The organism is Clostridium pacaense, assembly GCF_020709765.2.
GTDB classification, from domain to species: Bacteria; Bacillota; Clostridia; order Lachnospirales; family Lachnospiraceae; genus Enterocloster; species Enterocloster hominis.
This window is the reverse complement of record NZ_JAJFEB020000007.1, coordinates 75697-100504: the sequence shown is the minus strand read 5'-3', so window position 1 is coordinate 100504 and position 24808 is coordinate 75697. Positions and strand designations below refer to the sequence as shown.

Sequence of the window (24808 nt, the reverse complement as noted above, 5' to 3'; positions counted from 1 at the left end):
ATGGGGATTTTTGTGTGATATTTTGTATGATGCCACATGTTATGTGGATAGTGTCATTTACAGATGGTACAGATGGGATGAACCTGTTGGGAAAGGAGATGGCTTATATGAAAATCAAGGAAGTCAACACGTATTTTGTCCGTCCGCGCTGGGGATTTGTGGAAATCATCACGGACGAAGGGTTAAGCGGCTGGGGGGAGGCTGTGTTAGAGGGGCATGCAGGCACGGTTCTGGCCTGCGTACATGAGATGGAGGATTATCTGATCGGGGCGGATCCTGCCAATATTGAGGATATCTGGACCGTCCTGTACCGGGCCGGCTTTTACCGGGGAGGAGGCGTGCTGATGAGCGCTATCTCCGGCATCGACCAGGCTTTGTGGGATATCAAGGGGAAATACTTTAACGCGCCTGTCCATCAGCTGATGGGTGGGAGCTGCAGGAATAAGATGCGCGTATATTCCTGGATTGGCGGCGACAGGCCCTCGGACGTGGGGGCGGCGGCCAGGGAGAAGATGGAGGCAGGATTCACGGCAGTGAAGATGAATGCCACGGAGGAACTGCAGTTCATTGACAGCTATGATAAGATTGACGCGGTGCTTGAACGGGTGGATGCAATCCGCGCAAGCTGCGGGAAGGATTTCGGCATTGCCGTTGATTTCCATGGCCGTGTGCACAAGCCCATGGCTAAAATCCTGGCTAAGAAGCTGGAGGTTTACGACCCCATGTTCATCGAGGAGCCGGTGCTCTGCGAGAACATGGAAAGCTTCCGGGAGATTGCGGCTGCCTGCCAGATCCCCATTGCCACCGGGGAGAGGCTGTATTCCAGATGGGACTTCAAGCGCCTGTTTAAGATGGGAGGCGTGGATATCATCCAGCCTGACCTGTCCCATGCAGGAGGCATCACGGAGGTAAAGAAGATTGCATCCATGGCCGAAGCCTATGATGTGGCCCTGGCCCCCCACTGTCCATTGGGGCCCATCGCCCTCAGCTCCTGCCTGCAGGTGGATGCCACCTGCTACAACGCGGTCATCCAGGAACAGAGCATGGGAATCCACTATAATGTGGGCAGGAGCGTGCTGGATTATGTGGATAACCCGGAGGATTTCCAATTTGTGGACGGTTTTGTCAAGCTTCCCACAAGGCCGGGACTTGGCGTTGCGGTCAATAAGGAGTTGGTCCTTGAGGAGAACCGGACGCCCCATAACTGGAAGAACCCGGTCTGGAGGCATGCGGATGGCTCCGTGGCTGAGTGGTAACGGGGAATAGGGCATGAAGGGGATATTACATATCTGGAAACGGCAGACATTCGCCAGGCAGCTTACCATGGTCTTCATGGGGGTATTCCTGTTCCAGCTGGTCATCGTACAGGGACTCAGCAGTTCCTATATGCGCAGGTTCATGAAGGAGAAGATTGAGGAATCCTACCAGAATTCCCTGCGCCAGACCACCCTGAACCTGGATACCTCCTTAAAGGGCTATAAGAAGGCCATAGACGAATTGTTCCGGGACACGGATTTCATAATGGCGGTCAATGCGCTTAACAGCATGAATGAGGAGAATGAGTGGAAGATCAAGTCTGAACTGGATAAAACCATGAAGGAATTCCTGACCTACCGTTCGGAGGTGCGCAGCATGTCCATCCGCACCATTTCGGACATCAGTTACGGCTATGACCGCCAGGAGGTGGAACTGCTCAATCCCAAGATATCCGGCCTGCACCAGCGGTATTTCAGCCAGGGGATTTTTGAGGACAACGGGGGGCTTAAGGGGAAATGGATGCCCACCCAGTACCTGGACCGGAAGGGGACCCGGGAATACTATGTGTATTCCTACGGCAAGCAGATCATGGATTACTACACCAACCGCCAGGTGGGGACGGGGATAGTCAGCATTGAGGAAAGCGTGTTAAGCGAGATATGCGCCAACGGACAGGTAAGCGGGGACAGGGACATCAATTACCTGCTGATCACGGATGCGGACGGCAGGATCATTTCCCACTATGATAAGGACGTCATAGGCAATCTGGTGGACGGATACTTTGAGGAGGCGGACAGGAAGGATCCGGACAGCCCCCATATGGTGCTTATGGAGGAGGTCCCGTCCACCGGATGGAGGATGTACAGCGTGCTGGATGAGAATTATGTCTATCACAGGCTGTATGAAATCCAGAAGACCGTGCTGGCCGTTTCTTTCCTGCTGGCCCTGGCCGTGCTAGCGGCCGTACTGTACGTGTCTAAGAAAATGTCTAAATATATCACGGATATCGTCAATACGATGAACAAGGTCCAGGGCGGCAAGCTGAACGCAAAGGTGGGAATCCACCGGGATGAGAAAAATGAAATCAGCCAGATTGCCACCCATTTCAACATCATGATGAACACGGTCAATGAACAGATGCAGATGGTGAAGGAGTCGGGAGTCAGGGAAAAGGAGGCGGAAATCAGGGCGCTGGAAGCCCAGATCAACCCGCATTTCATCTACAATACCCTGGATTCCATCAACTGGCTGGCCATTGAGAATGACCAGAAGGAAATCAGCAGCATGCTGAGTAAATTTGCCCAGATACTCCGTTACCAGATCCAGCAGAGCAACCAGATTGTCATGATTTCAGAGGAACTATCCTATCTGGAGCGGTATTTATACCTTCAGAAGGTACGTTTCATGGACAGCTTTGAGTACGTCATAGAGTGCCAGGAGTCGGTGAAGACCTGCAAGATCCACAAGATGATATTCCAGCCCTTCATTGAGAATGCCATCCTTCACGGGATGGCGGATGTGGAGCACGGAGGACTGCTTAAGGTCCAGATACGGGAACAGGATGAGGAGCGCCTGGCCTTCATCATCAGCGACAACGGACTGGGCATGTCCAAAGAACAGATTGACGCTGTTTTTGTCCGCAGGATGAATCCGGGTAATTCCATCGGCGTTCTGAACGTGCTGGCAAGGCTGGATTTGTATTATGGGACCGCCTACTCCATCCATGTGGAGAGCGGTGAGGGGAAAGGAACCACCATTGAAACCGTGATACCCAGGCAGTGCATGAGGCCAGGTCAGGAGGAGATTCGTGAAAATACTGATAGTGGAAGATGAATGGAAGACATTAAAAGGATTATCAAACCTGATTGCGGAGCTGGGAGGGGAGTACGAGATGACCGGCCAGGCCAGAAGCGGGGAAGAGGGAATCCGTATGGCAATGGAACTGCACCCGGACATCATCATTACGGATATCCGGATGAACGGCATGACCGGGCTGGAAATGATTAAGGCGCTGAATGAGGAAAAGCTGGACTGCCGCTATATCATCCTCAGCGGCTATGCGGAATTCCAGTACGCCAAAGAGGCCATCAGCCTGGGCAGCATGGATTATCTGCTAAAGCCGATCACAAAGGAAATCCTGGAGGAATCCCTGCGCAAGGTTAGGACAGCCATTGAGGAGGAGGCCCAGAATATCAGGACCTCATCCATGGACACGGAACAGATCCTGGAGCGGGCGCTGTTCATGCAGGGATTCTCCGGGTCCAAATTCGAGGATGAGTGGAAGAAACGGTTCACGTCCCGGGAGATGGACTTCCTTCTCCTCATACGGGGTGAGAACCGGGTGGTACAGGCCGACTGGGAGCGGATCGTGGCGGAGCTGGTACAGGCGGTGCCGGGAATTGAAGCCTGCGTGTGCCGGGAAGCGCGCCACAAGGAAAATTATATCCTGCTGCGTGGGTACGAGGAGGGAATCAACGAGAGGCTGAACCCGGCTGTAAGGCGGTGCAGGGAGCAGGTTAACCCTTATCTGGTTTTTGCAGGGGCCTGCCTTAAGGGGACGGATGAGATAAAGGCAAAGAGGGAACGGCTCCTTGATATGACCAACTGGAACCTTTCCGTGGGGGAACCGGTGGTCCTTACGGAGGAGGTGATAAGCCGGATTGAGACACAGAAATTCAGCTATCCATCGGAACTTGAGAGGAAGATCATCACCTGCATCAATGAGGGGGATATATTGCCGGTGGAAGGGTATCTGGAAGAATTCCTCCTGTATCTCAAGCAGAAGGTTTACTCCTACACGGATATCCGGGAAGCCCTTATCTGCCTGACGGCCGCTGTCCTGTACGCCATACGGAGGGCCAGCTACGGGCTGTATGAGAATATCAGCAACCTGAATATCCTGGAGTGGGTGAGGGACAGCCTGTTTCTGGAACATTATCCCCAGCTTATCCTGAACGTGCTGATGCAGTATGAACAGTATACCAGGAATCTCAGGTCCGGCAACCACCCGATCATCAACCAGGTGCTTAAAATCATGGACAGGGAGTACAAAAGCGACCTGCCCTTAGATGAGATGGCGCAGCGCATGAATGTGACGCCGGAATACCTGAGCACCCTGTTCATGAAGGAACTGGGGATTAAGTATACCACCTACCGGGCCCAGATACGCATTGACGTGGCCAAACGCCTGCTCAGTGAGGGAAAGCTCAAGATTTATGAGGTGGCCGAGGCCAGCGGCTTTCCGGATGTGAAATATTTCACGAAAGTATTTAAGAAATATACGGGGGTCAGCCCGGGGGAATATATCCGGACGAATGGGAAAAATCAGTTTAAGAATTGACACTTTTATTAAAACAGTCAAATTTACGGTGTATGGATTACATGATATGCTTATCTCATCAAATGAGATGGCTCTTGTTGTTAGGAACATGTATCCTGGGAATGGAAAGGACCTGTCTTATGGCAGGTCTTTTTATTGGGGAAATCCCCCGGGGCGTGAATGGGTGACCGGACCCGTCCCGGCTACGGCCCAGAGAAAAAAGGAGGAACAGACGTGAAGAAAAGAAACCTTGTAAAGAAAATGACAGCTTTGGTATTGACAGGGACCATGATGGCGTCACTGGCAGCGTGCGGAGGAGGACAGGGAGCAGCCGCAGGCGGCGGGACGTCCGGGGGCACGGAAAACACAGTTAAGGCGGCAGAGGGCGCGGATACCGCGGCCCCGTCCGGGGAAAAGACAAAGATTACCTACTGGGCACCGTTCTCAGGCGGGGACGGCGATATCATGACGGCCCTTGTGGATGAGTTCAATGCCCAAAGCCCCACCACGGAAGTGGAATTCATGATCATCAAATCAGAGGAATACTATACCAAGCTGCTGGCAGCCATGACTTCTGATTCCGCTCCCACGGTTGCGGTCAACCATATTACCAGGATTAAGGAATATGTGACCGATGAACTGCTGGAACCCTTGGACAGCCTGGCCGCAGATGCTTCCGTGGACTGGACCGGGTTTACGAAACGGCTTCAGGAAGCGTCCCAGGTGGATGGAACCCACTACTGCATGCCCATGGATACCCATCTGCTGCTGATGCATTTTAACACGGATGAATTTGGGAAGATGGGCCTTTTGGAAGATGACGGGACAGTGGTTGTGCCGGATGGGGAAGAGGCGTTCTTTGAATATTTTGAGAAAGTAAAGGCGGACAGCGGCAAGATGCCTCTGTCAGGAACCTCCATGAACGGGCTTCCCATGTATGTGTGGTACACCCTGCTGACCCAGTTCGGCGGCGATGTGTGCGATGCCGACGGCAAGACGGCCACCCTGGACAGCGATGCCAACAGGAAGGCGCTGGAAATCATGATGCGTATGGTGGACAGTGAGATATGGCCCAAGAACCAGAAGAACGGCGCGGAATTGTTTACCGGCAACGTTGCGGTGGCCACCATCAACGGTGACTGGGCAATCCCCACCTTTGAGGGAACCAATGGTCTGAACTTCGTGTCCATGTCATTCCCGCAGTTAGGTACCACCAAATCCGTTTATGCGGATTCCCATACCCTGGTGATGCCTAAGAATGCCAACCTTACGGACGCGGAAAAGACATCTGCCATGGAATTCATGAAATGGATTACGGATAACACAGGCAAATGGGCCAAGTCCGGCCATATTCCCAGCAGGACCTCGGTCATGGAATCCGAGGAATTCAAGGCCCTTCCCTACAGGGAAAACTATGCGGATTCCGCTAACTATGCAAAATTCTATCCTCAGGTATGCGGCGTGGCCGGACTTACGGAGATGACCTACAGGGAACTGGCTGCCATGATTGCAGGGGAGCAGGACGTGCAGGCTACCATGGACCATATGCAGGAACAGTTCCAGGAAATCCTGGATTCCTATAACAGATAGGACGGCGGGGATACGGAAATACCGGGTTAGGAAAATATATTTTTTGAGGCTGCTGCAGGTAATACTGCGGCAGTTTTAAAAAACAGGCGGCGAGGGAACTTAACAGCAATGAAATCGGAGGCATTCCATGGATAAGTCATATCAATCAATCAAACGGAAGAATGCGGTGAGGGAGAACATAACGGCGTGGTGCTTTATCATCCCGTTCCTGCTCTTTTTCCTGTGCTTTCTCCTGTATCCCATCCTTAAGGGCATGAAACTCAGCCTTTTTGATGCGACGCTGGGCGGCAGGACATTTTTTACCGGCATCCAGAATTACGCTGCGATGTTTCAGGACAAAGGGTTCTGGCAGGCCATGTTCAACACCTTGTTTTTTGTGGTAATCTCCACGCCTACGATTGTCCTGGTAGGTTTTATCTTTGCAATGTTCATCAACTCCAGGTTAAAGGGCACCATATTCATCAGGACCTGCTTTTTCTCTCCCTATGTGCTGTCCATGTCCGTGGTGACCGGCCTTTGGATCTTTATTTTCCAGCCTTACACCGGCCTTGTGACACAGCTTACCAATGTACTGGGCATTGGGGAAATGTACTGGCTCAATACGAAATGGCTGGTATGGCTGGCTATCCTGATTACTACTGTGTGGTGGACCGTTGGATTTAACATGATCCTTTTCCTGGCAGGGCTTCAGGATATACCGGAAGACATCTACGAGGCAGCCAGGATTGACGGGGCCAATTCACGGCAGATGCTGTTTTCGGTCACGGTTCCCATGTTAAAGGACACCACGGTCCTGGTAATCATGCTCCAGACCATTGCCTCCTTTAAACTGTTCGGGCAGACCTACCTGATGGCGGGAGGCGGTCCCGGTACCCATACAAGGACCATTGTGCACTACATCTATGAGACAGGCTTTACAAACCGGAGGATGGGACGGGCGGCAGCCATGTCCGTTGCGTTTTTTGTGATGGTGTTCATCATCACCATGCTGCAGAACAAAGTCCTGGGCAGGAAAAAAGATTGAGAAGGAGGAAACCCATGAAGACAAAGAAAAAAATGACCGTGGGAAGGGCTGCTTTATATATTATCGTCTATATTGCGGCATTGTTTTGGATTTTCCCGGTAATCTGGATGCTGGTTTCATCGCTGAAACCCTATGGGACCCCTGTCAGCATCCTGTCCAAGGTGCTGTCCGGTGTGTTCTCACTGGATAATTACGCAGTGGTTGCCAAAAAGGCGCCGATCATCAAATGGATTTTTAACAGTGCCTCCGTTGCCATTGCGGTTACCATAGGCACCCTGATGCTGACTTCCCTGGCGGCCTACGCCATTTCAAAATTGAAGTTTAAAGGGCGAACCGCCATTTTCCTCCTTATCACGGCCGGAATGATGGTGCCCATTGAATCCATCATCATACCGCTGTACCAGGAGATGGCGGAACTTAAGCTTCTCAATACATATGTGGGTCTGATGTGCCCCAGCCTGGCGGCCCCCATCGGCGTGCTGATCATGAAACGGTGTTATGACGGCATTCCCGATGAGCTGATAGAAGCAGCGGTATTAGACGGGGCCAATGCCTTTGAGCGTTGGTGGAATATCTGTATTCCGGTATCCAAATCATCCATGGCAGCCGTGGGGATATTCACATTCACCAATTCCTGGAATAATTTCCTCTGGCCCTTTTTATCCATCACATCGGAGAAAATGATGACCCTGCCTGTGGGAATCCCCCAGTTCCAGGGGGCGAACCTTTCGGAATTCACACTGCCCATGACGGCCAGCGTGATTGCCTCCGTACCGGCCATCATCGTATTCCTCATATTCCAGAAGCAGATCATCCAGGGAATTGCCATGACCGGAATTAAGGGATAATCATGGTTTAGGGTTATAGTTATAAGGCGTGACCGGGCGGGGCGGTTGTTCCGGCACGCCGCAGGAAGGAGATAACAGTTTGAAAAAGGCAGATATGACGGTAGACCGTCTGAATATCATTTCAACCATTGATGACCGCATCTACGGTTCCTTCATCGAACATCTGGGGAGGGCTGTGTACAACGGGATATATGAGCCGGGCCATCCCCTGGCGGACGAAGATGGGTTCCGCAGGGATGTGATCCAGCTGGTGAAGGAACTGCATGTCCCTGTCATACGGTATCCGGGGGGCAACTTTGTATCCGGCTTTAACTGGGAGGACAGCGTGGGTCCTAAGGAACAGCGCCCGGCCCGGCTGGACCTGGCCTGGTTTACCACGGAGACCAATGAAGTGGGGCTTCAGGAATTTGACGGCTGGCTTAAGAAAGTGGATTCAGAACTGATGCTGGCAGTGAACCTGGGAACCCGGGGAGCGGACGCGGCCAGGAACCTGGTGGAGTACTGCAACCATGGGAAAGGCAGTTACTGGAGCGACCTTCGAAGGTCCCATGGGAAAGAAGAACCCTATAACGTGAAGACCTGGTGCCTGGGCAATGAGATGGACGGCCCGTGGCAGATGGGACACAAGACGGCATATGAGTACGGGCGGCTGGCCAATGAGACGGCCAAGATGATGAAATGGGTGGACCCCTCCATTGAACTGGTGGCCTGCGGCAGCTCCAAGATGGTGATGCCCACCTTTGCGGACTGGGAGGCAACGGTGCTGACAGAGTGTTACGATGAAGTGGATTACCTGTCCCTGCATAATTACTGGGGTAATTATGACGGCGATACACAGTCCTACCTGTCAGGAGGCGTCCTGATGGATGATTTCATACGGTCCGTCACGGCTATCTGTGATTACGTGAAGGCAAAGAAGCGTTCAAGGAAAACCATCAACCTTTCCTTTGATGAGTGGAATGTATGGTACCACACCAAGGAAAGCGACAAGAAGATTGAGCACTGGATACAGGCGCCGCCCAGACTGGAGGATATCTATAACTTTGAGGACGCCCTGGTGGTGGGAGGGCTGCTGATTTCCCTCCTAAAGAATTCCGACCGTGTGAAGATGGCCTGTCTGGCCCAGCTGGTCAATGTGATTGCGCCGATCATGACTGAGACAGGGGGGAAGGCGTGGAAGCAGACCATATATTATCCATTCTATTACACCAGCCTTTATGGCCGTGGAACCGCGTTAAAGGTGAACATGGACTGCCCCAGATACGACTGCAGGCAGTACACGGATGTGACTGTATTAGACGCGGTGGCTGTGGCGGATGAAGGGGAAGGCACGGTAACCTTGTTCGTGCTCAACCGCAGCATGGAGGAGGATATCGCCCTTTCCTGTGATTTAAGAAGCGTGAAGGCTGAGTCCTGTCTCTGCCATACGGCCCTTGAAGGTTACGGATATGAGGAAGCCAATTCGGCCCTGGAACCGGACCGGGTGGCGCCGTCCCCTAAACCTACGGACATCCTGGCGCAGGGACGGCTGGAAGTGGTGATACCCAGGTCTTCCTGGCACATGTTCCGTTTCCGTACGAAAGGATGACCGATATGGGAGCACATACAGATCAGCCGGATATACCTAAGAATGAATATCCCAGGCCCCAGTTCAGGCGGCAGGACTGGATGAACCTGAACGGGAAATGGGAGTTTGGTTTTGATGACAAGGATGCGGGGAAGAGGGAAAAATGGTATCTGTCCCACCCCTTTTCCAGGCAGATCACAGTCCCGTTCGCGTACCAGACAGAAATGTCCGGGATCCATGACACGGGATTCCACGATGTGGTCTGGTACCGCCGCAGCATTGACGGACGGGCATTGGAACCGGGGAAGCGCTACATACTTCATTTCGGGGCCTGCGATTACAGGACCGAGGTCTGGGTCAATGGGGAATGGGCCGGCGCCCACGTGGGCGGACATTCGTCCTTTTCCTTTGAAATCACGGATTTCCTCAGGGATGGGGAGAATGTCCTGGTGGTCCGGGCCGGGGACGATTCAAGGAACCTGGAACAGCCCAGGGGCAAACAGTACTGGAAACAGGAGTCCGCATCCATTTTCTATACCCGCACAACCGGGATCTGGCAGACCGTGTGGCTTGAACCGGTGGGAAGCCAGTTCATCCGGCAGGTGTGGATGACGCCGGATGTGGACCGGAAGATGATTGGCATGGAAATCCTTCTGGACCAAAAAACAGAGGCCAGGCTGCAGGTGGAGATTACATACCAGGGAACCAGGATGGTCTGCGATACCGTCACCGTCCTCAATGGGAAGGCGGTCCGGGAGTGGAAGCTGGACCAGAACCTGAACTTGGAATGGGAACACAAATCCTATGAGTGGACGCCGGAACATCCGGTCCTGTTCGATGTCCATTATAAGCTGGAAAGCCAGGGGACGGCAGTGGATGAGGTGGATTCCTATTTTGCCATGCGCAAGGTCAGCGTGGAGAATGGGACATTTCTCCTGAATAACCGTCCTTATTATCAGAAAATGCTGCTGGACCAGGGATACTGGCGCGGTTCCCTGATGACGGCGCCCGACGATGAGGCCCTGATAAGGGATATCACCCTTTGCAAGGAAATGGGATTCAACGGGGTGAGGAAGCATCAGAAGGTGGAGGAGGAGCGGTTCCTGTACTGGGCCGACAAACTGGGATTTCTGGTATGGGAGGAGTGCGCCAATGCCTATCTCTATTCCAGGGAATATATAAAACAGATGATTCCTGAATGGATGGAAATCGTGAAGCGGGATTATAACCATCCGTGCATCGTTGCATGGGTCCCGCTCAATGAGTCCTGGGGCGTGGACAACATCATGTACCGTGAGGAGGAACAGGCCCACAGCACATGCATGTACTATCTGACCAGATCCATGGATTCCACCAGGATGGTCATTTCCAATGACGGATGGAACCACACAAAGTCGGATCTGCTCACCATCCACGATTATACTTGTGACCCGGCGGTATTAAAGGAACGGTACGGGAACCTGGAATGCCTGCTTTCCTCCATGCCCGCGAACAGGACCCTGTTTGCCCATGGATATGGGTATGAAGGCCAGCCGGTCATTGTGTCGGAATTCGGAGGCGTGGCCTACAGGCTTAATCAGGATGAGGGCTGGGGGTATGCTGTGGCTGAAAGCGGGGAGGAATTCCTGAAGGAATATGAGGGATTGATTGCCGCCCTGGCCGCATCACCTCTGGTACAGGGCTTTGTGTATACCCAGCTGTGTGATGTGGAGCAGGAGATAAATGGGCTTCTGACCTATGACAGGGAGCCGAAGGTGCCGGTGGAAACGATACGCAAGGTGAATCTCCAATGCTTTCTTCAGAAGAAGTAAGGGACACCGCCGGATGACGGGGATATATGACAGGAATTTTAAGACAGGCTTCATGCCTGTCGGGAAGGGAAGGACAGGGTAATGAAGGGAATTGTTTATGAAGGACCGAATATCCTTAGTTTAAAGGAAGTGGGTGACGTAAGTCCGGGGCCGGGAGAGGTAAAGCTCAGGGTCAGGGCATGCGGTATCTGCGGAAGTGATGTACACGGTTATCTGGGCATCACAGGCAGAAGGCTCCCGCCCATGATGATGGGCCATGAATTTGCCGGGGAGGTGGCAGAGCTGGGCCAGGGAGTGGACCAGTGGAAGAAAGGGGACCGGGTTGCCGTCTATCCCGTGGATTTCTGCGGCCACTGTGAAATGTGCAGGAAGGGCGATGTCCACCTCTGCCTGAATAAGCGGGCATTTGGGGTTCTGGATGTGGACGGGGCGTTTGCAGAGTATATCTGTGTTCCTGCAAAGTGCTGTTTCCGGGTAGCGGACCAGATACCCTATTCAATCGGCACCCTGATGGAACCGCTGGCAGTGTCTTACCGGGGCGTGGAACACGCCGGGGATTTAACGGGCAGGACGGTCCTCATCGTGGGCGCAGGTACCATCGGGCTGCTGGCCCTGGCATGTGTGAAAATGAAAGGCGCTGCCAAGATCATCCTGTCGGATTTAAGCGATTACCGCCTTGGGATTGCCAGGGAGATGGGGGCGGATGTGACCGTCAATCCGGGCAGCGGTGACTGGAAGGCACAGATACTTGCAGAGACCGGGGGAAAGGGCGTGGATGTGGCCATCGAGGCGGTGGGGGCCGCTCCCACGGTGCAGCAGGCCATGGCGGCATTGCGGTTTGGGGGAAGGGCCATCTGGATCGGCAACAACAAACCATTTGTGGATGTTAACATGCAGGAAATCGTTACAAGGGAACTGTCCATCCAGGGGTCGTTCCTGTACGGTTATGAAGAGTTCAAGACCGTGGTGGGGCTTGTGAACCAGGGCAGGATCCATGTGGCCCCGCTCATAAGCAAGGAAGTCAGCATGGAGGAAACGCCGGCTTATTTTGAAAAACTGGCAAAGGACCCGGGCAGCCTGATTAAAGTGGTAATGGTGGATTAGGAGGAATCTGTGATGGAATATGATGATAAACTGATAAAGGATTTAGAGGACAAGGCGCAGAAGCTGAGAAGGGACGTGGTAATCAGCATTGGCGTGGGAGTGGCCGGACATATCGGAGGTTCCAACTCCTCTGCGGACATTGTGGCCGCGCTGTATTTCCATAAAATGAGACATGACCCCAAACATCCGAAGTGGAGGGAAAGGGACCGGTTCCTGCTCAGCAAGGGACATGTGGGAATCCTCCAGTATGCGGCATTGGCGGAGTGCGGGTATTTTCCGGTGGAGGATTTAAAGCATACCAAGGAAATCGGCTCCTACCTGCAGGGACATCCGGATGTGCAGAAAACCCCGGGCATCGAGGCCGGAACCGGTTCCCTGGGGCAGGGGCTTTCCATTGGCCTTGGCATGGCCCTGGGCCTTAAGCTGGACCGCTTGGACAGCAGGACGTATGTGCTGGTTGGGGACGGGGAGATTGCCGAAGGCCAGATATGGGAAGCGGCCATGGCGGCCAGCGCATTTAAGGCCGATAACCTGGTGGCCATTGTGGACAGGAACCGGCTTCAGGCCAACGGAAGGACGAAGGAGCGGTTTGACACAGGGGATATCATGGCCAAATTCTTGAGTTTTGGCTGGCATGTGATTGAAATCAACGGACATGACATGAGGGAAATCCTGAATGCCCTGGACGAAGCGGAAACCGTGAAGGGGGTGCCGACGGCCATCATAGCCAACACGGTCAAGGGAAAGGGCGTCAGCTTTGCGGAAAACGTGGTGGGATACCACAACGGTATGCTGACAGAGGAAACTTACAGACAGGCGCTTTTGGAATTATCCGCACAGGAACAGGAGGCATAGGCATGGGCTATACAAATCAGAGAATTGCATATGGCAATACATTAGTGGAACTGGGAAGGCAGGATGAGCGGATCGTGGTGCTGGACGCGGATCTGGGCGCCTCCACCATGGGGAAGCTGTTTGAGGCGGAATTTCCCCAGAGACACTTTGAGATGGGGATTGCGGAGGCCAACATGACCAGTGTGGCGGCAGGACTGGCGCAGACAGGGAAAATCCCGTTTACCAATTCCTTTGCAGTGTTTGCAGGAGGGCGCGCCTATGACCAGATACGCCAGACCATTGCAATCGGGAAACTGAATGTGAAAATCTGCGGCTCCTCCTCCGGTTTATCGGATTTTGGGGACGGCGCGACCCACCAGTGTGTGGAGGATTTGGCAGTCTTCCGGGCAGTGCCCAACATGACGGTCATCTGTCCGGCTGACGCCAATGAGACAGTGGAGGCGGTAAAGGCCATGGCTGCCATGGACGGCCCATGTTATCTGCGTCTGAACCGGAATGACTATCCCAATGTGACAAAGGAAGGGGAGAAATTCACCATCGGCGTGCCAACCGTATTAAAGGAAGGGACGGATGTGGCCCTGTTCGCCACAGGATACATGGTGGGGCTGGCCATGGAGGCTGCAGAGGAACTGGAAGGCGCTGTTTCCGTCAGGGTCATCAACGTGTCCACCATCAAGCCCATGGACGCTGAGGCCGTGAGGAAGATGGCGGAAGGCTGCAGGGCAGTGGTGACGGCAGAGGAACACAATGTAAGGGGCGGCCTTGGAAGCGCACTGGCAGAAGTCCTCTGCTGGGAGCCAAAACCCATGAAAATGGTGGGAATCCAGGATACCTTCGGGTGCAGCGGACACAATTACCAGGAGGTACTGGAGTACCATGGGCTGACAAAGTCAGCCATTGCAGAGGCGGTCAGGGAGATGGCAGGCATATAGGCGTCCGGGGACAGCAGACGTGCGTGCGGCCGGGGACGGCGGATATATAAGCGGTTAGGAATAATAAGCGGTTAGGAAAAGAGAGAGGAGCAAAGGACGATGAAAATCGGATTTATCGGTTTGGGAATCATGGGAAAACCCATGGTCAGGAACCTGTTAAAGGCAGGACATGAATTAATCGTATACGATGTGGTGGAATCCAACATGGATGAGGTGGTAAAGGACGGCGCGAAGGCGGCTTCCTCCTCAAAGGACGCAGCCGCCCGGTGCGGCCTGGTCATCACCATGCTGCCCAATTCACCCCATGTAAAGAGCGTGGTGCTGGGAACGGACGGGGTCCTTGAAGGCGCTGTTCCGGGAACCATCCTGGTTGACATGAGTTCCATCGCGCCCCTGGCTTCCCAGGAAATATGCCGGGAATGTGCAAAAAAGGGCATAAGGATGATAGATGCGCCGGTGTCGGGAGGGGAACCAAAGGCTGTGGACGGAACCCTGTCCATCATGGCGGGCGGTGATAAAGAGGTATTTGACCAGGTCTATGACGTGCTCATGACCATGGGGGCCAGTGCGGTCCACTGCGGGGATATCGGCGCAGGGAATACCACCAAGCTGGCGAACCAGGTAATCGTGGCCCTTAACATTGCGGCTGTATCCGAGGCATTCATGCTGAGTACCAGGGCCGGTGTGGACCCGGTTAAGGTATTTGAGGCCATCAAAGGCGGGCTGGCCGGTTCCACGGTCATGAATGCCAAAGTTCCCATGATTACGGACGGCAATTTCAAACCGGGATTCAAGATTGACCTCCATATCAAGGATCTGGGCAATGCCCTGGAAACCGGCCACGGAGTCGGCGCCCCCCTTCCCCTAACCTCCCAGGTGATGGAGATGATGCAGAACCTGCACGCGGACGGACTGGGGGAGAATGACCACAGCGCCATTGCAAGATATTATGAGAAGCTGACGGGAACGGAAATCCGCGTCTGATATGGCGGGGATAAAAAAGGATGGGGGATATCCCTCCCATGTCCTTACCAGTTCCAGCGCCCGTACCGCAGCGTGACAGCCCCGATGGTCTGAAGCAGTTCCTTTGTGACCTGGCCGGGGAGGAGCCTCCATTTCCAGTTTGCGCCTACTGTGGAGGGAGTGTTGACGCGGCAGTCATTGTCCAGTCCCATGTAGTCCTGAAGGGGGATGATGCACAGCCGGGCCTGGCTGCGCATGATCAGGCTGATGAAGGACAGATATAATCTGTTTTCCGGCGTATGGGAATCGCACAGATAGTCCCTGGCAAGCGTTTGCTCCGCGGGCGTGATGGAGTTAAACCACCCCGTGATGGTTTCATTGTCATGGGTACCTGTGTAGGCCACACAGTTTTCAGGATAGTTGTGGGGCAGATAATCGCTGGCGCAGCCTGAATCCCTGGAGTCAAAGGCAAATTCCAGCACTTTCATGCCAGGGAAGGAACAGTCCTTAACCAATTGGCGGACCGAGTCCGTCACATACCCAAGGTCCTCGGCGATGATTTCCTTTTCGCCCAGGGCCTGTTTTACTGCATGGAAGAACCCGATGCCAGGCCCCTGTTCCCAGTGGCCCCCGATGGCTGTGTCAGAGCCTGCCGGGATGGAGTAGTATTCGTCAAATCCACGGAAATGGTCAATCCTCACCACATCATACAGCCTATAGCAGTAGGACAGGCGGCTGATCCACCACTGGTAACCGGTCTGCCTGTGATAGTCCCAGCGGTAAAGCGGATTGCCCCAGAGCTGGCCCGTGGAGGAGAAGCCGTCCGGCGGACAGCCGGCAACAGCAGTGGGGACATTGTCCCGGTCCAGCTCAAACAGTTCAGGATGCGCCCAGGCATCGGCGCTGTCCATGGCCACATAGATGGGGATGTCGCCTACAATGCGGATGCCGTTATGGTTGGCATAGGATTTTAGCTTATTCCATTGCCGGATGAATTTAAACTGGAGATATTCATGGAACTCAATGTCATAATACAGTTCCCTCCGATAGTAGTCCAGGGCATTCTGCCAGCGCAGGCGGATATCCTCTGCCCACTGTGTCCATGGTTTTCCGTCAAATCTGGATTTTACGGCCATGAACAGGGCGTAGTCTTCAAGCCACCACTTATTATCGGCTGAAAACTGTTTAAATTCCTCATCCTGGCTGATGTTGCTGCGCTCATAGGCAAGGCGCAGGAGGGGGAAACGTTCCTTATATATCTTTGCATAGTCCACGGCCCCGGGATGCGCCCCAAAGTCAGCGCTTTCACATTCCTTTCTGGTCAGCACCCCTTCCTCAATCAAATCCTCCAGGCTGATGAAATATGGATTCCCGGCAAAGGTGGAAAAGGACTGGTAGGGGGAATCGCCATAGCTTGTGGGACCCAGGGGAAGGATTTGCCAGCAGGACTGGCCGGCCTGTTTCAGCTGGTCCACGAATTCGTAGGCTTCCTTTGAGAAACAGCCGATTCCATATCTGGAAGGCAGGCTGGCAATGGACAGTAAGATTCCGCTTTCTCGTTTCATTTTCTATATACTCCTTTTCATGGGCAATGATGCCCTGGTTCATATTCCACGATGATTCCATAGTGGTCCGACACGATTGGCTCATAGGAGCCGTTAAATATGACGCGGGAGGACCGGACCGGGACCTTGCGGCTGGTCCAGATATAATCAATGCGCATACCGGAAACATCCCCCTGTTCCCTCCAGCCGTCAATGGCATGGCCCACCGTGATCCCGCTGTCTTTGCTGCCAGCCAGTTCGTAGCTGTCCAGCCATCCGAAGCCGCGTATCAGGTCCCTGCCCTCGCCCCGTACATGGGCAGGGGAATTGAAATCGCCCATGAGCCACACAGGGGCAGGTACAGGGCCAGGGCATGTTTCCAGACATGCCCTATCCCCCAGCTCCCTTCGGATCCGTTCCCACTGTCCTTCAAATGGTTCGTCTTCATCCTTCCACCATCCCATATGGACGCTGTAAAAATATTCCACGCCATGTTCCGCGGCAATACCTATCCCTAAGATCTTGCGTGTCTTCCAGTTGGCATAGTCCTGTGAGGCTGTGATATAAAACTGCTTTGTTTCCGCAATGGGAATCCGGCTTAAGATGGCCAGGCCCTCATCGTATTTACCGTATCCGGTCTTAGCCCCGATCCAGGTCCAATGGTAGGGCCTGCCGTGCTCCGCGCAGATCCTGGCTGCGCGGTATGCATGGTTATCCGTGCGGGGGATGGGGGAGGGATGAACGCTGCATTGGGAGACGGACGCACATTGCGCATGGGGGGCATATGGAGTACAAGGAGCACATGGCACATACCCATATAGTTCCAGATCCTTTTTGTCCACCGGGGCAGCAATCTGGGTCTGATTGACTTCCTGAAGCGCTATGATATCCGGCTCAGCCCTGCAGACGCCTTCGGCAAAGGCGTGGAGCTTGGCCTCGTAGTTTTCTTCCTCAAGGCTGTGGGTGTTTAATGTCATCAGTTTCATGGTACTCCTTCCTGTGGGCTGCTGGATATTCCGCTCCGGCTCTGTTTTACAGTATATCATTAATATCGGACTTCAGTACATCTGCCTTCGGGCCGTATACGGCCTGGATGCCCTGGTCTTTCTTAATCAGGCCCATGGCCCCTTCCGCCTTCCAGTCAGCCAGTTCAGCCACCTTTGTGATATCCTTTACCGTAACGCGCAGCCGGGTCATGCATGCGTCCACCAGCAGGATATTATCCCTGCCGCCCAACAGCGTGATGATGCGCTCAGCCTGACGGTTGCCGGAAATCTGCTTTTCAGGCGCGTCCTGGCTGTCCCCGGACCCGTTGTCATCCGTGTAGTTGCCCAGCCGTCCCGGGGTGGCAAAATGGAACCTGCCAATCATGAAATAGGCAATGGCGTATCCCACGGCAAAGAAAACCGCGACACAGATGATGAAGTTAATGATATCGCCTCCCAGTCCGGCTTTCAGGGACATGGGGATACGGGTCAGGAACTCCAGGTTGCCAAAGGAATGCAGACGCAGATGGATGATACCGGCCATGGCAAATGCACATCCCTGAAGCACGGCATATACCAGATATAGTGGCAGTGCGCAGAACATGAACATGAATTCCAGCGGTTCCGTCACACCGGTCAGGAATACGGCCAGTACGGTGGAAACAAACATGGAGCGGTATTTACTGCGTTTATCCACGTCCACGCGGCGGTACATTGCCAGCGCAATACCAAGAAGCAGTCCGGTTGCGCCAATCATCTGTCCCACCTTAAAGCGGGCAGGGGTGATGGTGGTGAGCAGGTTCTGGTATCCGGCGATATCCCCGGCGTTCTGCAGGTTAATCAGGTCAGTGGCCCATGCAAGCCACAGGGGATCCTGGCCAAATACCTGTGAGCCTGCGTTGACCCCTGTAAGGATGGTGTAAGTTCCCCCAAAGGAAGTGTAGTTCATCGGTATGGTCAGCATATGATGGAGGCCAAAGGGCAGGAGGAGACGTTCCAGGGTCCCGTATATAAAGGGCGCCAGTATGGGGGAGGTGTCTGAGGAATTAGCTATCCACACGCCGAAGGAATTAATCCCGGTCTGCACCACCGGCCACACAATGGCCAGCACCAGGGAAATGACGACGGACCATGCAATGACCACCATGGGAACGAAACGCTTGCCGTTAAAGAATGCCAATGCGTCCGGCAGTTTCCTGTAGTTGTAATATTTGTTATAGATGACCCCGCCTGCAAATCCGGATATGATACCCACGAACACGCCCATATTAAGTGCAGGCGCGCCAAGGACTGAGGTGAAGTATCCATTTACCAGGATCTCCTGTCCGAGAAGGGTGCGGGTGACGGCCTCGGGGTTACTTATGTCAGCGCTGCTGACGCCGAACAGGGCTCCGGTGATGACATTGATAAGGACAAATGCAATCACGGCTGCAAATGCGCCTCCGGCACGTTCCTTTGCCCAGGAACCGCCGATGGCCACGGCAAAGAGGATGTGCAGGTTATTGATGATGGCCCATCCGATGGTTTCCATGGTCCTTCCCAGGGTAAGGACAAAATTCATGTCCCCTCCGGCCATCTGTACCAGCTTCCCCACGCTGATCATGAGTCCGGCTGCGGGCATGACCGCGATTACGGTCATCAGGACCTTGCCAAGCTTCTGGAGGAAATCAAAGTTGATGGGGGACCTGGATTTTTTCTTTTCAGGTCCAGGGGCAGGGGCGTCATCCGGCGGACACTTATCCAGCAGCGTGATTACGGTATCCCTGCCAGCGGATACAGGGCCGGTGACCGTGTTCATGGTGCGGTTTTCCATACCGCCGCAGATGAGTACGGGAGTGATGAGGCTGACCTGCTTTTCCTCCAGCCCCTTTAGGTCGGCTTCTGCCAGCAGGTCCCCTGCTTTTACCTTATCCCCCTGTTTTACATGGCATGTAAAATATTCCCCTTTTAATGCCACGGTCTCCAGGCCGAAGTGCACCATGACCTCAATCCCGTCCTCTGAGCGCAGCCCATAGGCATGAAGGGTTTCTGCCACGGATACAACCTCACCGTCAATGGGGCTTACCAGTTTCCCGTCCTGTGGGATGATGGCAATCCCATCCCCAATGATTTTCTGGGAAAATACCGGATCCGGTACTTCCTCTAATGCTACTGCTGTCCCTGTTAAGGGAGACAAAATCCTGATGCCGATACAGCCGTCGTCTTTTTTGTTCATATGTGACCTGACCTCCTGAAATTATGTTACGCGAATAGTTGCATTAAATTACGCAACCGCTTGCGTTAAATATAGCCCGTTTGCGGATGGAATGCAAGCATCATTTATGAAAAAACAGTTCTTTCTACCTTTTGCACAAAAATGGTAATGGGGTTTTGTGCAAGATTTCAGTGTAAATTCATGCAATTATAGGATTGAAAGTTACGCAAACATTGCGAAAAAGTTTGACAAAAGTTGCATTGAATATTACAATATAGGAAGAGTGATTGAATCCTCAAGTGAATCTGATGATTAAGGAGGCGCGTTATGCCTGTTACAATTAAAGATGTTGCCGCCCTTGCCGGAGTATCCCCGTCAACCGTAAGCCGCACCTGCAAGGACCATCCGTCCATCAGCCGCCAGACCAAGGAGAAGGTACGGCAGGCCATGGCAAAACTGGGGTATGAGCCTAATTTCCAGGCCAGCAGCCTGGCTACCCAGAATTCCAGGACCATTGGGATCATTCTGCCCCCATCCCAGTGGGAGGCATACCAGAATGCGTTTTATCTGGAAGTGATCCGGGGCATCAGCCAGTACTGTAATCAGAAACAGTATATCAATACGGTAATCACGGGCCAGAACGAGGATGAGATACTTCAGGTCATAAAGAATATGGCAAGGACCGGGCTGGCGGAAGGATTTATTGTACTGTATTCCAAGGAGCAGGACCCGGTCCTGGACTACCTGTACGAGGAAGGGCTGTTATATGTGCTGATTGGAAAGGCGTACAGGAATGTGAACCAGACCATCTATGTGGACAATGACAATGTGCTTGCAGGCAGGGAGGCGGCGGCTTACCTGTTAAGCCTGGGCCATGAGAGGATTGCCTATCTGTCAGGCGACCACTCCCTGCTGTTTAACAATGACAGGAAGATGGGGTATATGCTGGCACTGACGGAGCATCAGATTCCCTTTCGGCCTGGGCTGTGTGTGGAGGCGCCGGCTGTGCCGGAAGCCCAGAACCAGGTGCTGATGGCCCTGCTTACAAGGCAGGACCGTCCTACGGCTGTCCTGGTCAGTGACGATATACTGGCAGTGGCCCTTGAAAAGGCGTGTATCGGACTGGGGCTGTCCATACCTGAGGATGTCTCCATCATTTCCTTTAATAACTCCCTGCTTTCCAGGTTCACCACCCCGCCCCTCACATCCGTGGATGTGAATTCCATCCAGCTGGGGATAGAGGCAGCGGCCCAGATGATCAGCCACGTGGAGAATCCGGAACTGGTTGCAACGAAGATCATCGTGCCCCATCATATGGTGGAGCGGGGGAGCTGCGCAAGGGCCGGCAGATAAGGACCATATGTAAGGACAGTGTGCAGGAACTGGAAAATTTTACTTACGAAGATTCGGGAAATATGATATAATCAATACCGGAAAACATAAGATTTCAGAGGATTTTTCATCTATATGGATAATCTCCACTGGTAATTTTCGGGTAAACGGAAGAAGGCCTGTTTCGCTCAAATTCGCTGAGTGAGAAGGGCCTTTTTTAGTTGCCGTATAAGACGGTATTGGTGCCTTTGGCATTGATATAAAATTATGATTAGGAAGGTGTAAGGAATGAAAAGAATCAAAGCGGCATGTATCAGACAGACCCTGCATTTTATGCTGAAGGAGGATGTAAGCAGCGACCTGGCGGTGAAGCTGGTCAAAGAGGAAGTGGACAAATACAAGATGCAGCTGGACCGGAACCGGACCCAGTACAAGATACTTTCCGAGACAGTGGAGCCGGACGGGTCCGTATTGATTGAGATACTGAAGCAGTATAATACCTCCCCGGTGGGAGCCTACCTGGATTAGGAAATCAGCACAATGATGAACTGGCATTACTAAAATCCACGCCTTTCAAGCGTTTTACTGAAATACATCCTATCGTATATATTCCCCTTGAAAAACACAACATTTAGTGCTAAAATCATATACTGTTGCACAAGCAACAGATTTTTCCAGGATTATATGATAGGATACAGATACACCGGACCGCGGGGGACGCGGCGGCGTATGAGAGTAGACGGATAAAAGGAGTGTAGTGACAATGAAGATTATCAAGAGGAATGGCGCGGAGGAAGATTTTGACATAAATAAGATTGTGGTGGCTGTCTCCAAGGCCAACGTGGCAGCGGGCAAGAGCAAGCTGAGCATGGAACAGATCAAGGACATTGCGGATTATGTGGAGTACAAATGTGATAAGCTGAACCGTGCAGTATCAGTGGAGGAAATCCAGGACATGGTGGAGAACCAGATCATGTCCACAGGCGCTTTTGAGCTGGCGAAGGATTATGTAAGGTACCGCTTCCAGCGCTCCCTTATCCGTAAGGCCAACACCACGGACAACCGTATCCTTTCCCTGATTGAGTGCAATAATGAGGATGTGAAGCAGGAAAATTCCAACAAGAACCCGACGGTCAACAGCGTGCAGAGGGATTATATGGCGGGCGAGGTCAGCAAGGACCTGACCAAGAGGATGCTTCTTCCCCAGGATATTGTGGAGGCGGACAAGGAGGGAATCATACATTTCCATGATTCCGATTATTTTGCCCAGCACATGCATAACTGCGACCTGGTAAACCTGGAGGACATGCTTATGAACGGCACGGTCATCAGTGAGACCAGGATTGAGAAGCCCCACAGCTTTTCCACGGCCTGTAATATTGCCACCCAGATCATTGCCCAGGTAGCCAGTAACCAGTACGGCGGACAGAGCATCAGCCTGGCACATCTGGCTCCTTTTGTGGACGTATCCAGAAAGAAAATACATGCGGAGGTACTGGAGGAGGTTAAGACATTCGGCTGCACCCCTTCCGAGGAAGCCATCCGCCAGGTGGTGGAGAACCGGCTGCGCAAAGAGGTAATCAAGGGCGTGCAGACCATCCAGTACCAGGTCATAACCCTGATGACCACCAATGGACAGGCGCCTTTCCTGACCGTGTTCATGTACCTGAATGAAGCGAAGAACGAGAGGGAGAAAAAGGACCTGGCCCTGATTATCGAGGAGTCCTTAAAGCAGCGCTACCAGGGCGTTAAGAATGAATCAGGGGTGTGGATCACGCCCGCGTTCCCCAAGCTGATTTACGTGCTGGAGGAGGATAACATCACTGAGGGCACCGAGTACTATTACCTGACGGAAATGGCTGCCAGATGTACTGCAAAGCGTCTGGTTCCCGACTACATTTCCGAGAAAAAGATGATGGAACTGAAGGAAGGCAACTGCTTCCCTGTCATGGGATGCCGCAGTGCCTTAAGCCCCTGGAAGGATGAGGATGGCAATTATAAGTTCTACGGCCGTTTCAACCAGGGCGTGGTCACCATCAACCTGGTGGATGTGGCGCTGTCTTCCGGCGGGGACATGGATGCGTTCTGGAACATATTCGATGAGCGCCTGGACCTTTGCTACCGCGCGCTGATGTGCCGCCATAACCGTCTGAAGGGCACGCTTTCAGATGCGGCGCCTATCCTCTGGCAGAACGGCGCGCTGGCGCGGCTTAAGAAGGGGGAGACCATTGACAGGCTGCTTTACGGCGGGTATTCCACCATCTCCCTTGGATATGCGGGCCTCTATGAGTGCGTGAAGTATATGACAGGCAAATCCCACACCGACCCGGAGGCAACGCCGTTTGCCCTGGAGGTCATGGAGTATATGAACAAAGCCTGCAACCGCTGGAAAGATGAAACCAATATCGGGTTCAGCATCTACGGTTCACCCATTGAAAGCACCACCTACAAGTTTGCAAAATGCCTCCAGAAGCGTTTTGGCATCATTGAGGGAGTGACGGACAGGAGCTATATCACCAACAGCTATCACGTGAATGTGTCAGAGGAGATTGACGCATTTGCAAAGCTGAAATTCGAATCCCAGTTCCAGGCCCTTTCCACAGGCGGCGCCATCAGCTATGTGGAGGTCCCCAACATGCAGAATAATATTCCGGCCGTGCTTCAGCTGATCCGCTACATTTATGACAATATCATGTATGCGGAACTGAATACAAAAAGCGATTTCTGCCAGGAATGCGGCTTTGACGGGGAAATCCGTATTGTGAACGATGACAGCGGCAAGCTGGTATGGGAATGCCCCAAGTGCGGCAACCGGGATGAGAACAAGCTGAATGTGGCCCGCAGGACCTGCGGTTATATCGGAACCCAGTTCTGGAACCAGGGAAGGACCCAGGAGATAAAGGAAAGGGTGCTGCATTTATAATATGAATTACGGGACAATCAAAAAAAATGATATCGCCAACGGGGAGGGCGTCAGGGTATCCCTGTTTGTGTCAGGATGCACACACCATTGCAGGAACTGTTTTAATGAGGAGGCATGGGATTTTTCATACGGAAATCCCTTTACTCCTGAGACAGAGGAGGAGATACTGGACGCCCTGTCACCGGATTATATTAACGGCCTGACGCTTTTGGGCGGCGAGCCTTTTGAGCCGGAGAACCAGAGGGCGCTGTTGCCGTTTCTGAAACGGGTAAGGGAGCGTTTTCCTGAGAAGGATATCTGGTGTTATACAGGATATCTCATGGATAAGGAACTTCTGGAAGAGAGCCGGGCCAGGTGTGAGGTTACGGACAGGATGCTGGGCATGATTGATGTGCTGGTGGACGGTAGGTTTGTGGAAGGGTTGAAGGATATCAGCCTTCCTTTCCGCGGTTCCTCCAACCAGCGTATCATTGATGTGAGGGCATCTTTGGAAAATAGTGGAATTGTCATGAAGAAACTGTCCTGACAGAGCCGGATAAGTTAGAAAAAGTTGAAAATA

The 24808-nt window shown here is 53.1% G+C and carries 19 protein-coding genes; 16 read left to right on the top strand and 3 right to left on the bottom strand.

Annotated elements, in window-relative coordinates; translation table 11 throughout:
* The first annotated feature begins 107 nt into the window (after positions 1-107).
* The 12 genes from dgoD (at position 108) to garR (ending at position 15291) form a co-directional block, all read left to right on the top strand.
* Entirely contained in the window at positions 108-1256 is a 1149-nt protein-coding gene (dgoD, locus tag LK536_RS43300; protein ID WP_227796124.1) for a galactonate dehydratase, read from the top strand.
* Between the two features lie 13 nt (positions 1257-1269).
* Entirely contained in the window at positions 1270-3090 is a 1821-nt protein-coding gene (locus LK536_RS43295) for a cache domain-containing sensor histidine kinase (protein ID WP_008718347.1), read from the top strand.
* Positions 3065-4597 (top strand): response regulator transcription factor, encoded by a 1533-nt coding sequence (locus LK536_RS43290; protein WP_227796125.1) that lies wholly within the window; start codon positions 3065-3067, stop codon positions 4595-4597. The genes LK536_RS43295 and LK536_RS43290 overlap by 26 nt, the downstream gene beginning before the upstream one ends.
* A 213-nt stretch (positions 4598-4810) precedes the next feature.
* Positions 4811-6166, top strand: a complete 1356-nt coding sequence (locus tag LK536_RS43285; protein WP_227796126.1) for an extracellular solute-binding protein — start codon at positions 4811-4813, stop codon at positions 6164-6166.
* A 127-nt stretch (positions 6167-6293) separates the two neighbouring features.
* Complete coding sequence (locus LK536_RS43280; protein ID WP_227796127.1) at positions 6294-7190, top strand: carbohydrate ABC transporter permease; 897 nt, start codon at positions 6294-6296, stop codon at positions 7188-7190.
* A 14-nt stretch (positions 7191-7204) separates the two neighbouring features.
* Positions 7205-8038 carry a carbohydrate ABC transporter permease gene (locus LK536_RS43275; protein ID WP_227796128.1) on the top strand — a complete coding sequence of 278 codons (834 nt, stop codon included), beginning with the start codon at positions 7205-7207 and terminating at the stop codon, positions 8036-8038.
* 79 nt (positions 8039-8117) lie between these two features.
* Positions 8118-9626, top strand: coding sequence for an arabinosylfuranosidase ArfA (arfA, locus tag LK536_RS43270; protein WP_227796129.1), 1509 nt, complete (start codon positions 8118-8120; stop codon positions 9624-9626).
* Positions 9627-9631: 5 nt separating this feature from the next.
* Positions 9632-11416, top strand: a complete 1785-nt coding sequence (locus tag LK536_RS43265; RefSeq protein ID WP_227796130.1) for a glycoside hydrolase family 2 protein — start codon at positions 9632-9634, stop codon at positions 11414-11416.
* 81 nt (positions 11417-11497) lie between these two features.
* Complete coding sequence (locus LK536_RS43260; protein WP_008718337.1) at positions 11498-12520, top strand: zinc-dependent alcohol dehydrogenase; 1023 nt, start codon at positions 11498-11500, stop codon at positions 12518-12520.
* A gap of 12 nt (positions 12521-12532) precedes the next feature.
* The gene (locus tag LK536_RS43255; protein ID WP_040379893.1) at positions 12533-13375 is read left to right on the top strand and encodes a transketolase; all 843 of its coding nucleotides are present in this window, start codon (positions 12533-12535) and stop codon (positions 13373-13375) included.
* 2 nt (positions 13376-13377) lie between these two features.
* Positions 13378-14307, top strand: a complete 930-nt coding sequence (locus LK536_RS43250) for a transketolase family protein (RefSeq protein ID WP_227796131.1) — start codon at positions 13378-13380, stop codon at positions 14305-14307.
* Between the two features lie 99 nt (positions 14308-14406).
* Positions 14407-15291, top strand: a complete 885-nt coding sequence (gene garR / locus LK536_RS43245; RefSeq protein ID WP_227796132.1) for a 2-hydroxy-3-oxopropionate reductase — start codon at positions 14407-14409, stop codon at positions 15289-15291.
* A gap of 44 nt (positions 15292-15335) precedes the next feature.
* Here the strand turns inward: garR and malQ are convergent, their stop codons facing one another.
* From malQ to LK536_RS43230, 3 genes are read right to left on the bottom strand one after another with little or no spacing between them, the layout of a single operon-like run.
* Positions 15336-16835, bottom strand: a complete 1500-nt coding sequence (gene malQ / locus LK536_RS43240) for a 4-alpha-glucanotransferase (RefSeq protein WP_025486369.1) — start codon at positions 16833-16835, stop codon at positions 15336-15338.
* 17 nt (positions 16836-16852) lie between these two features.
* On the bottom strand, positions 16853-17800 hold the full coding sequence (locus LK536_RS43235; RefSeq protein WP_227796133.1) for an endonuclease/exonuclease/phosphatase family protein: 948 nt from the start codon (positions 17798-17800) through the stop codon (positions 16853-16855).
* A gap of 46 nt (positions 17801-17846) precedes the next feature.
* Positions 17847-20015 carry a PTS transporter subunit IIBC gene (locus LK536_RS43230; RefSeq protein WP_227796134.1) on the bottom strand — a complete coding sequence of 723 codons (2169 nt, stop codon included), beginning with the start codon at positions 20013-20015 and terminating at the stop codon, positions 17847-17849.
* 306 nt (positions 20016-20321) lie between these two features.
* Here LK536_RS43230 and LK536_RS43225 point away from each other — a divergent pair, with 306 nt between their 5' ends.
* The 4 genes from LK536_RS43225 to nrdG all read left to right on the top strand — a co-directional run bounded on the left by LK536_RS43225 (position 20322) and on the right by nrdG (position 24775).
* Positions 20322-21347 carry a LacI family DNA-binding transcriptional regulator gene (locus LK536_RS43225; protein ID WP_227796135.1) on the top strand — a complete coding sequence of 342 codons (1026 nt, stop codon included), beginning with the start codon at positions 20322-20324 and terminating at the stop codon, positions 21345-21347.
* A 267-nt stretch (positions 21348-21614) separates the two neighbouring features.
* Positions 21615-21854 carry a hypothetical protein gene (locus LK536_RS43220; protein WP_008718323.1) on the top strand — a complete coding sequence of 80 codons (240 nt, stop codon included), beginning with the start codon at positions 21615-21617 and terminating at the stop codon, positions 21852-21854.
* A 235-nt stretch (positions 21855-22089) separates the two neighbouring features.
* Positions 22090-24249, top strand: a complete 2160-nt coding sequence (gene nrdD / locus LK536_RS43215) for an anaerobic ribonucleoside-triphosphate reductase (protein ID WP_025486372.1) — start codon at positions 22090-22092, stop codon at positions 24247-24249.
* A 1-nt stretch (position 24250) separates the two neighbouring features.
* Complete coding sequence (nrdG, locus tag LK536_RS43210; RefSeq protein WP_227796136.1) at positions 24251-24775, top strand: anaerobic ribonucleoside-triphosphate reductase activating protein; 525 nt, start codon at positions 24251-24253, stop codon at positions 24773-24775.
* The last annotated feature ends 33 nt before the right edge of the window (positions 24776-24808 follow it).

Excerpts from the sequence above, each read along its gene's own strand:
- dgoD (WP_227796124.1), top strand. The coding sequence starts at position 108 with ATGAAAATCAAGGAAGTCAACACGTATTTTGTCCGTCCGCGCTGGGGA.
- LK536_RS43295 (WP_008718347.1), top strand. The coding sequence starts at position 1,270 with ATGAAGGGGATATTACATATCTGGAAACGGCAGACATTCGCCAGGCAG.
- LK536_RS43280 (WP_227796127.1), top strand. The coding sequence starts at position 6,294 with ATGGATAAGTCATATCAATCAATCAAACGGAAGAATGCGGTGAGGGAG.
- LK536_RS43275 (WP_227796128.1), top strand. The coding sequence starts at position 7,205 with ATGAAGACAAAGAAAAAAATGACCGTGGGAAGGGCTGCTTTATATATT.
- LK536_RS43265 (WP_227796130.1), top strand. The coding sequence starts at position 9,632 with ATGGGAGCACATACAGATCAGCCGGATATACCTAAGAATGAATATCCC.
- LK536_RS43260 (WP_008718337.1), top strand. The coding sequence starts at position 11,498 with ATGAAGGGAATTGTTTATGAAGGACCGAATATCCTTAGTTTAAAGGAA.
- LK536_RS43255 (WP_040379893.1), top strand. The coding sequence starts at position 12,533 with ATGGAATATGATGATAAACTGATAAAGGATTTAGAGGACAAGGCGCAG.
- LK536_RS43250 (WP_227796131.1), top strand. The coding sequence starts at position 13,378 with ATGGGCTATACAAATCAGAGAATTGCATATGGCAATACATTAGTGGAA.
- garR (WP_227796132.1), top strand. The coding sequence starts at position 14,407 with ATGAAAATCGGATTTATCGGTTTGGGAATCATGGGAAAACCCATGGTC.
- malQ (WP_025486369.1), bottom strand. The coding sequence starts at position 16,835 with ATGAAACGAGAAAGCGGAATCTTACTGTCCATTGCCAGCCTGCCTTCC.
- LK536_RS43235 (WP_227796133.1), bottom strand. The coding sequence starts at position 17,800 with ATGAAACTGATGACATTAAACACCCACAGCCTTGAGGAAGAAAACTAC.
- LK536_RS43230 (WP_227796134.1), bottom strand. The coding sequence starts at position 20,015 with ATGAACAAAAAAGACGACGGCTGTATCGGCATCAGGATTTTGTCTCCC.
- LK536_RS43225 (WP_227796135.1), top strand. The coding sequence starts at position 20,322 with ATGCCTGTTACAATTAAAGATGTTGCCGCCCTTGCCGGAGTATCCCCG.
- LK536_RS43220 (WP_008718323.1), top strand. The coding sequence starts at position 21,615 with ATGAAAAGAATCAAAGCGGCATGTATCAGACAGACCCTGCATTTTATG.
- nrdD (WP_025486372.1), top strand. The coding sequence starts at position 22,090 with ATGAAGATTATCAAGAGGAATGGCGCGGAGGAAGATTTTGACATAAAT.
- nrdG (WP_227796136.1), top strand. The coding sequence starts at position 24,251 with ATGAATTACGGGACAATCAAAAAAAATGATATCGCCAACGGGGAGGGC.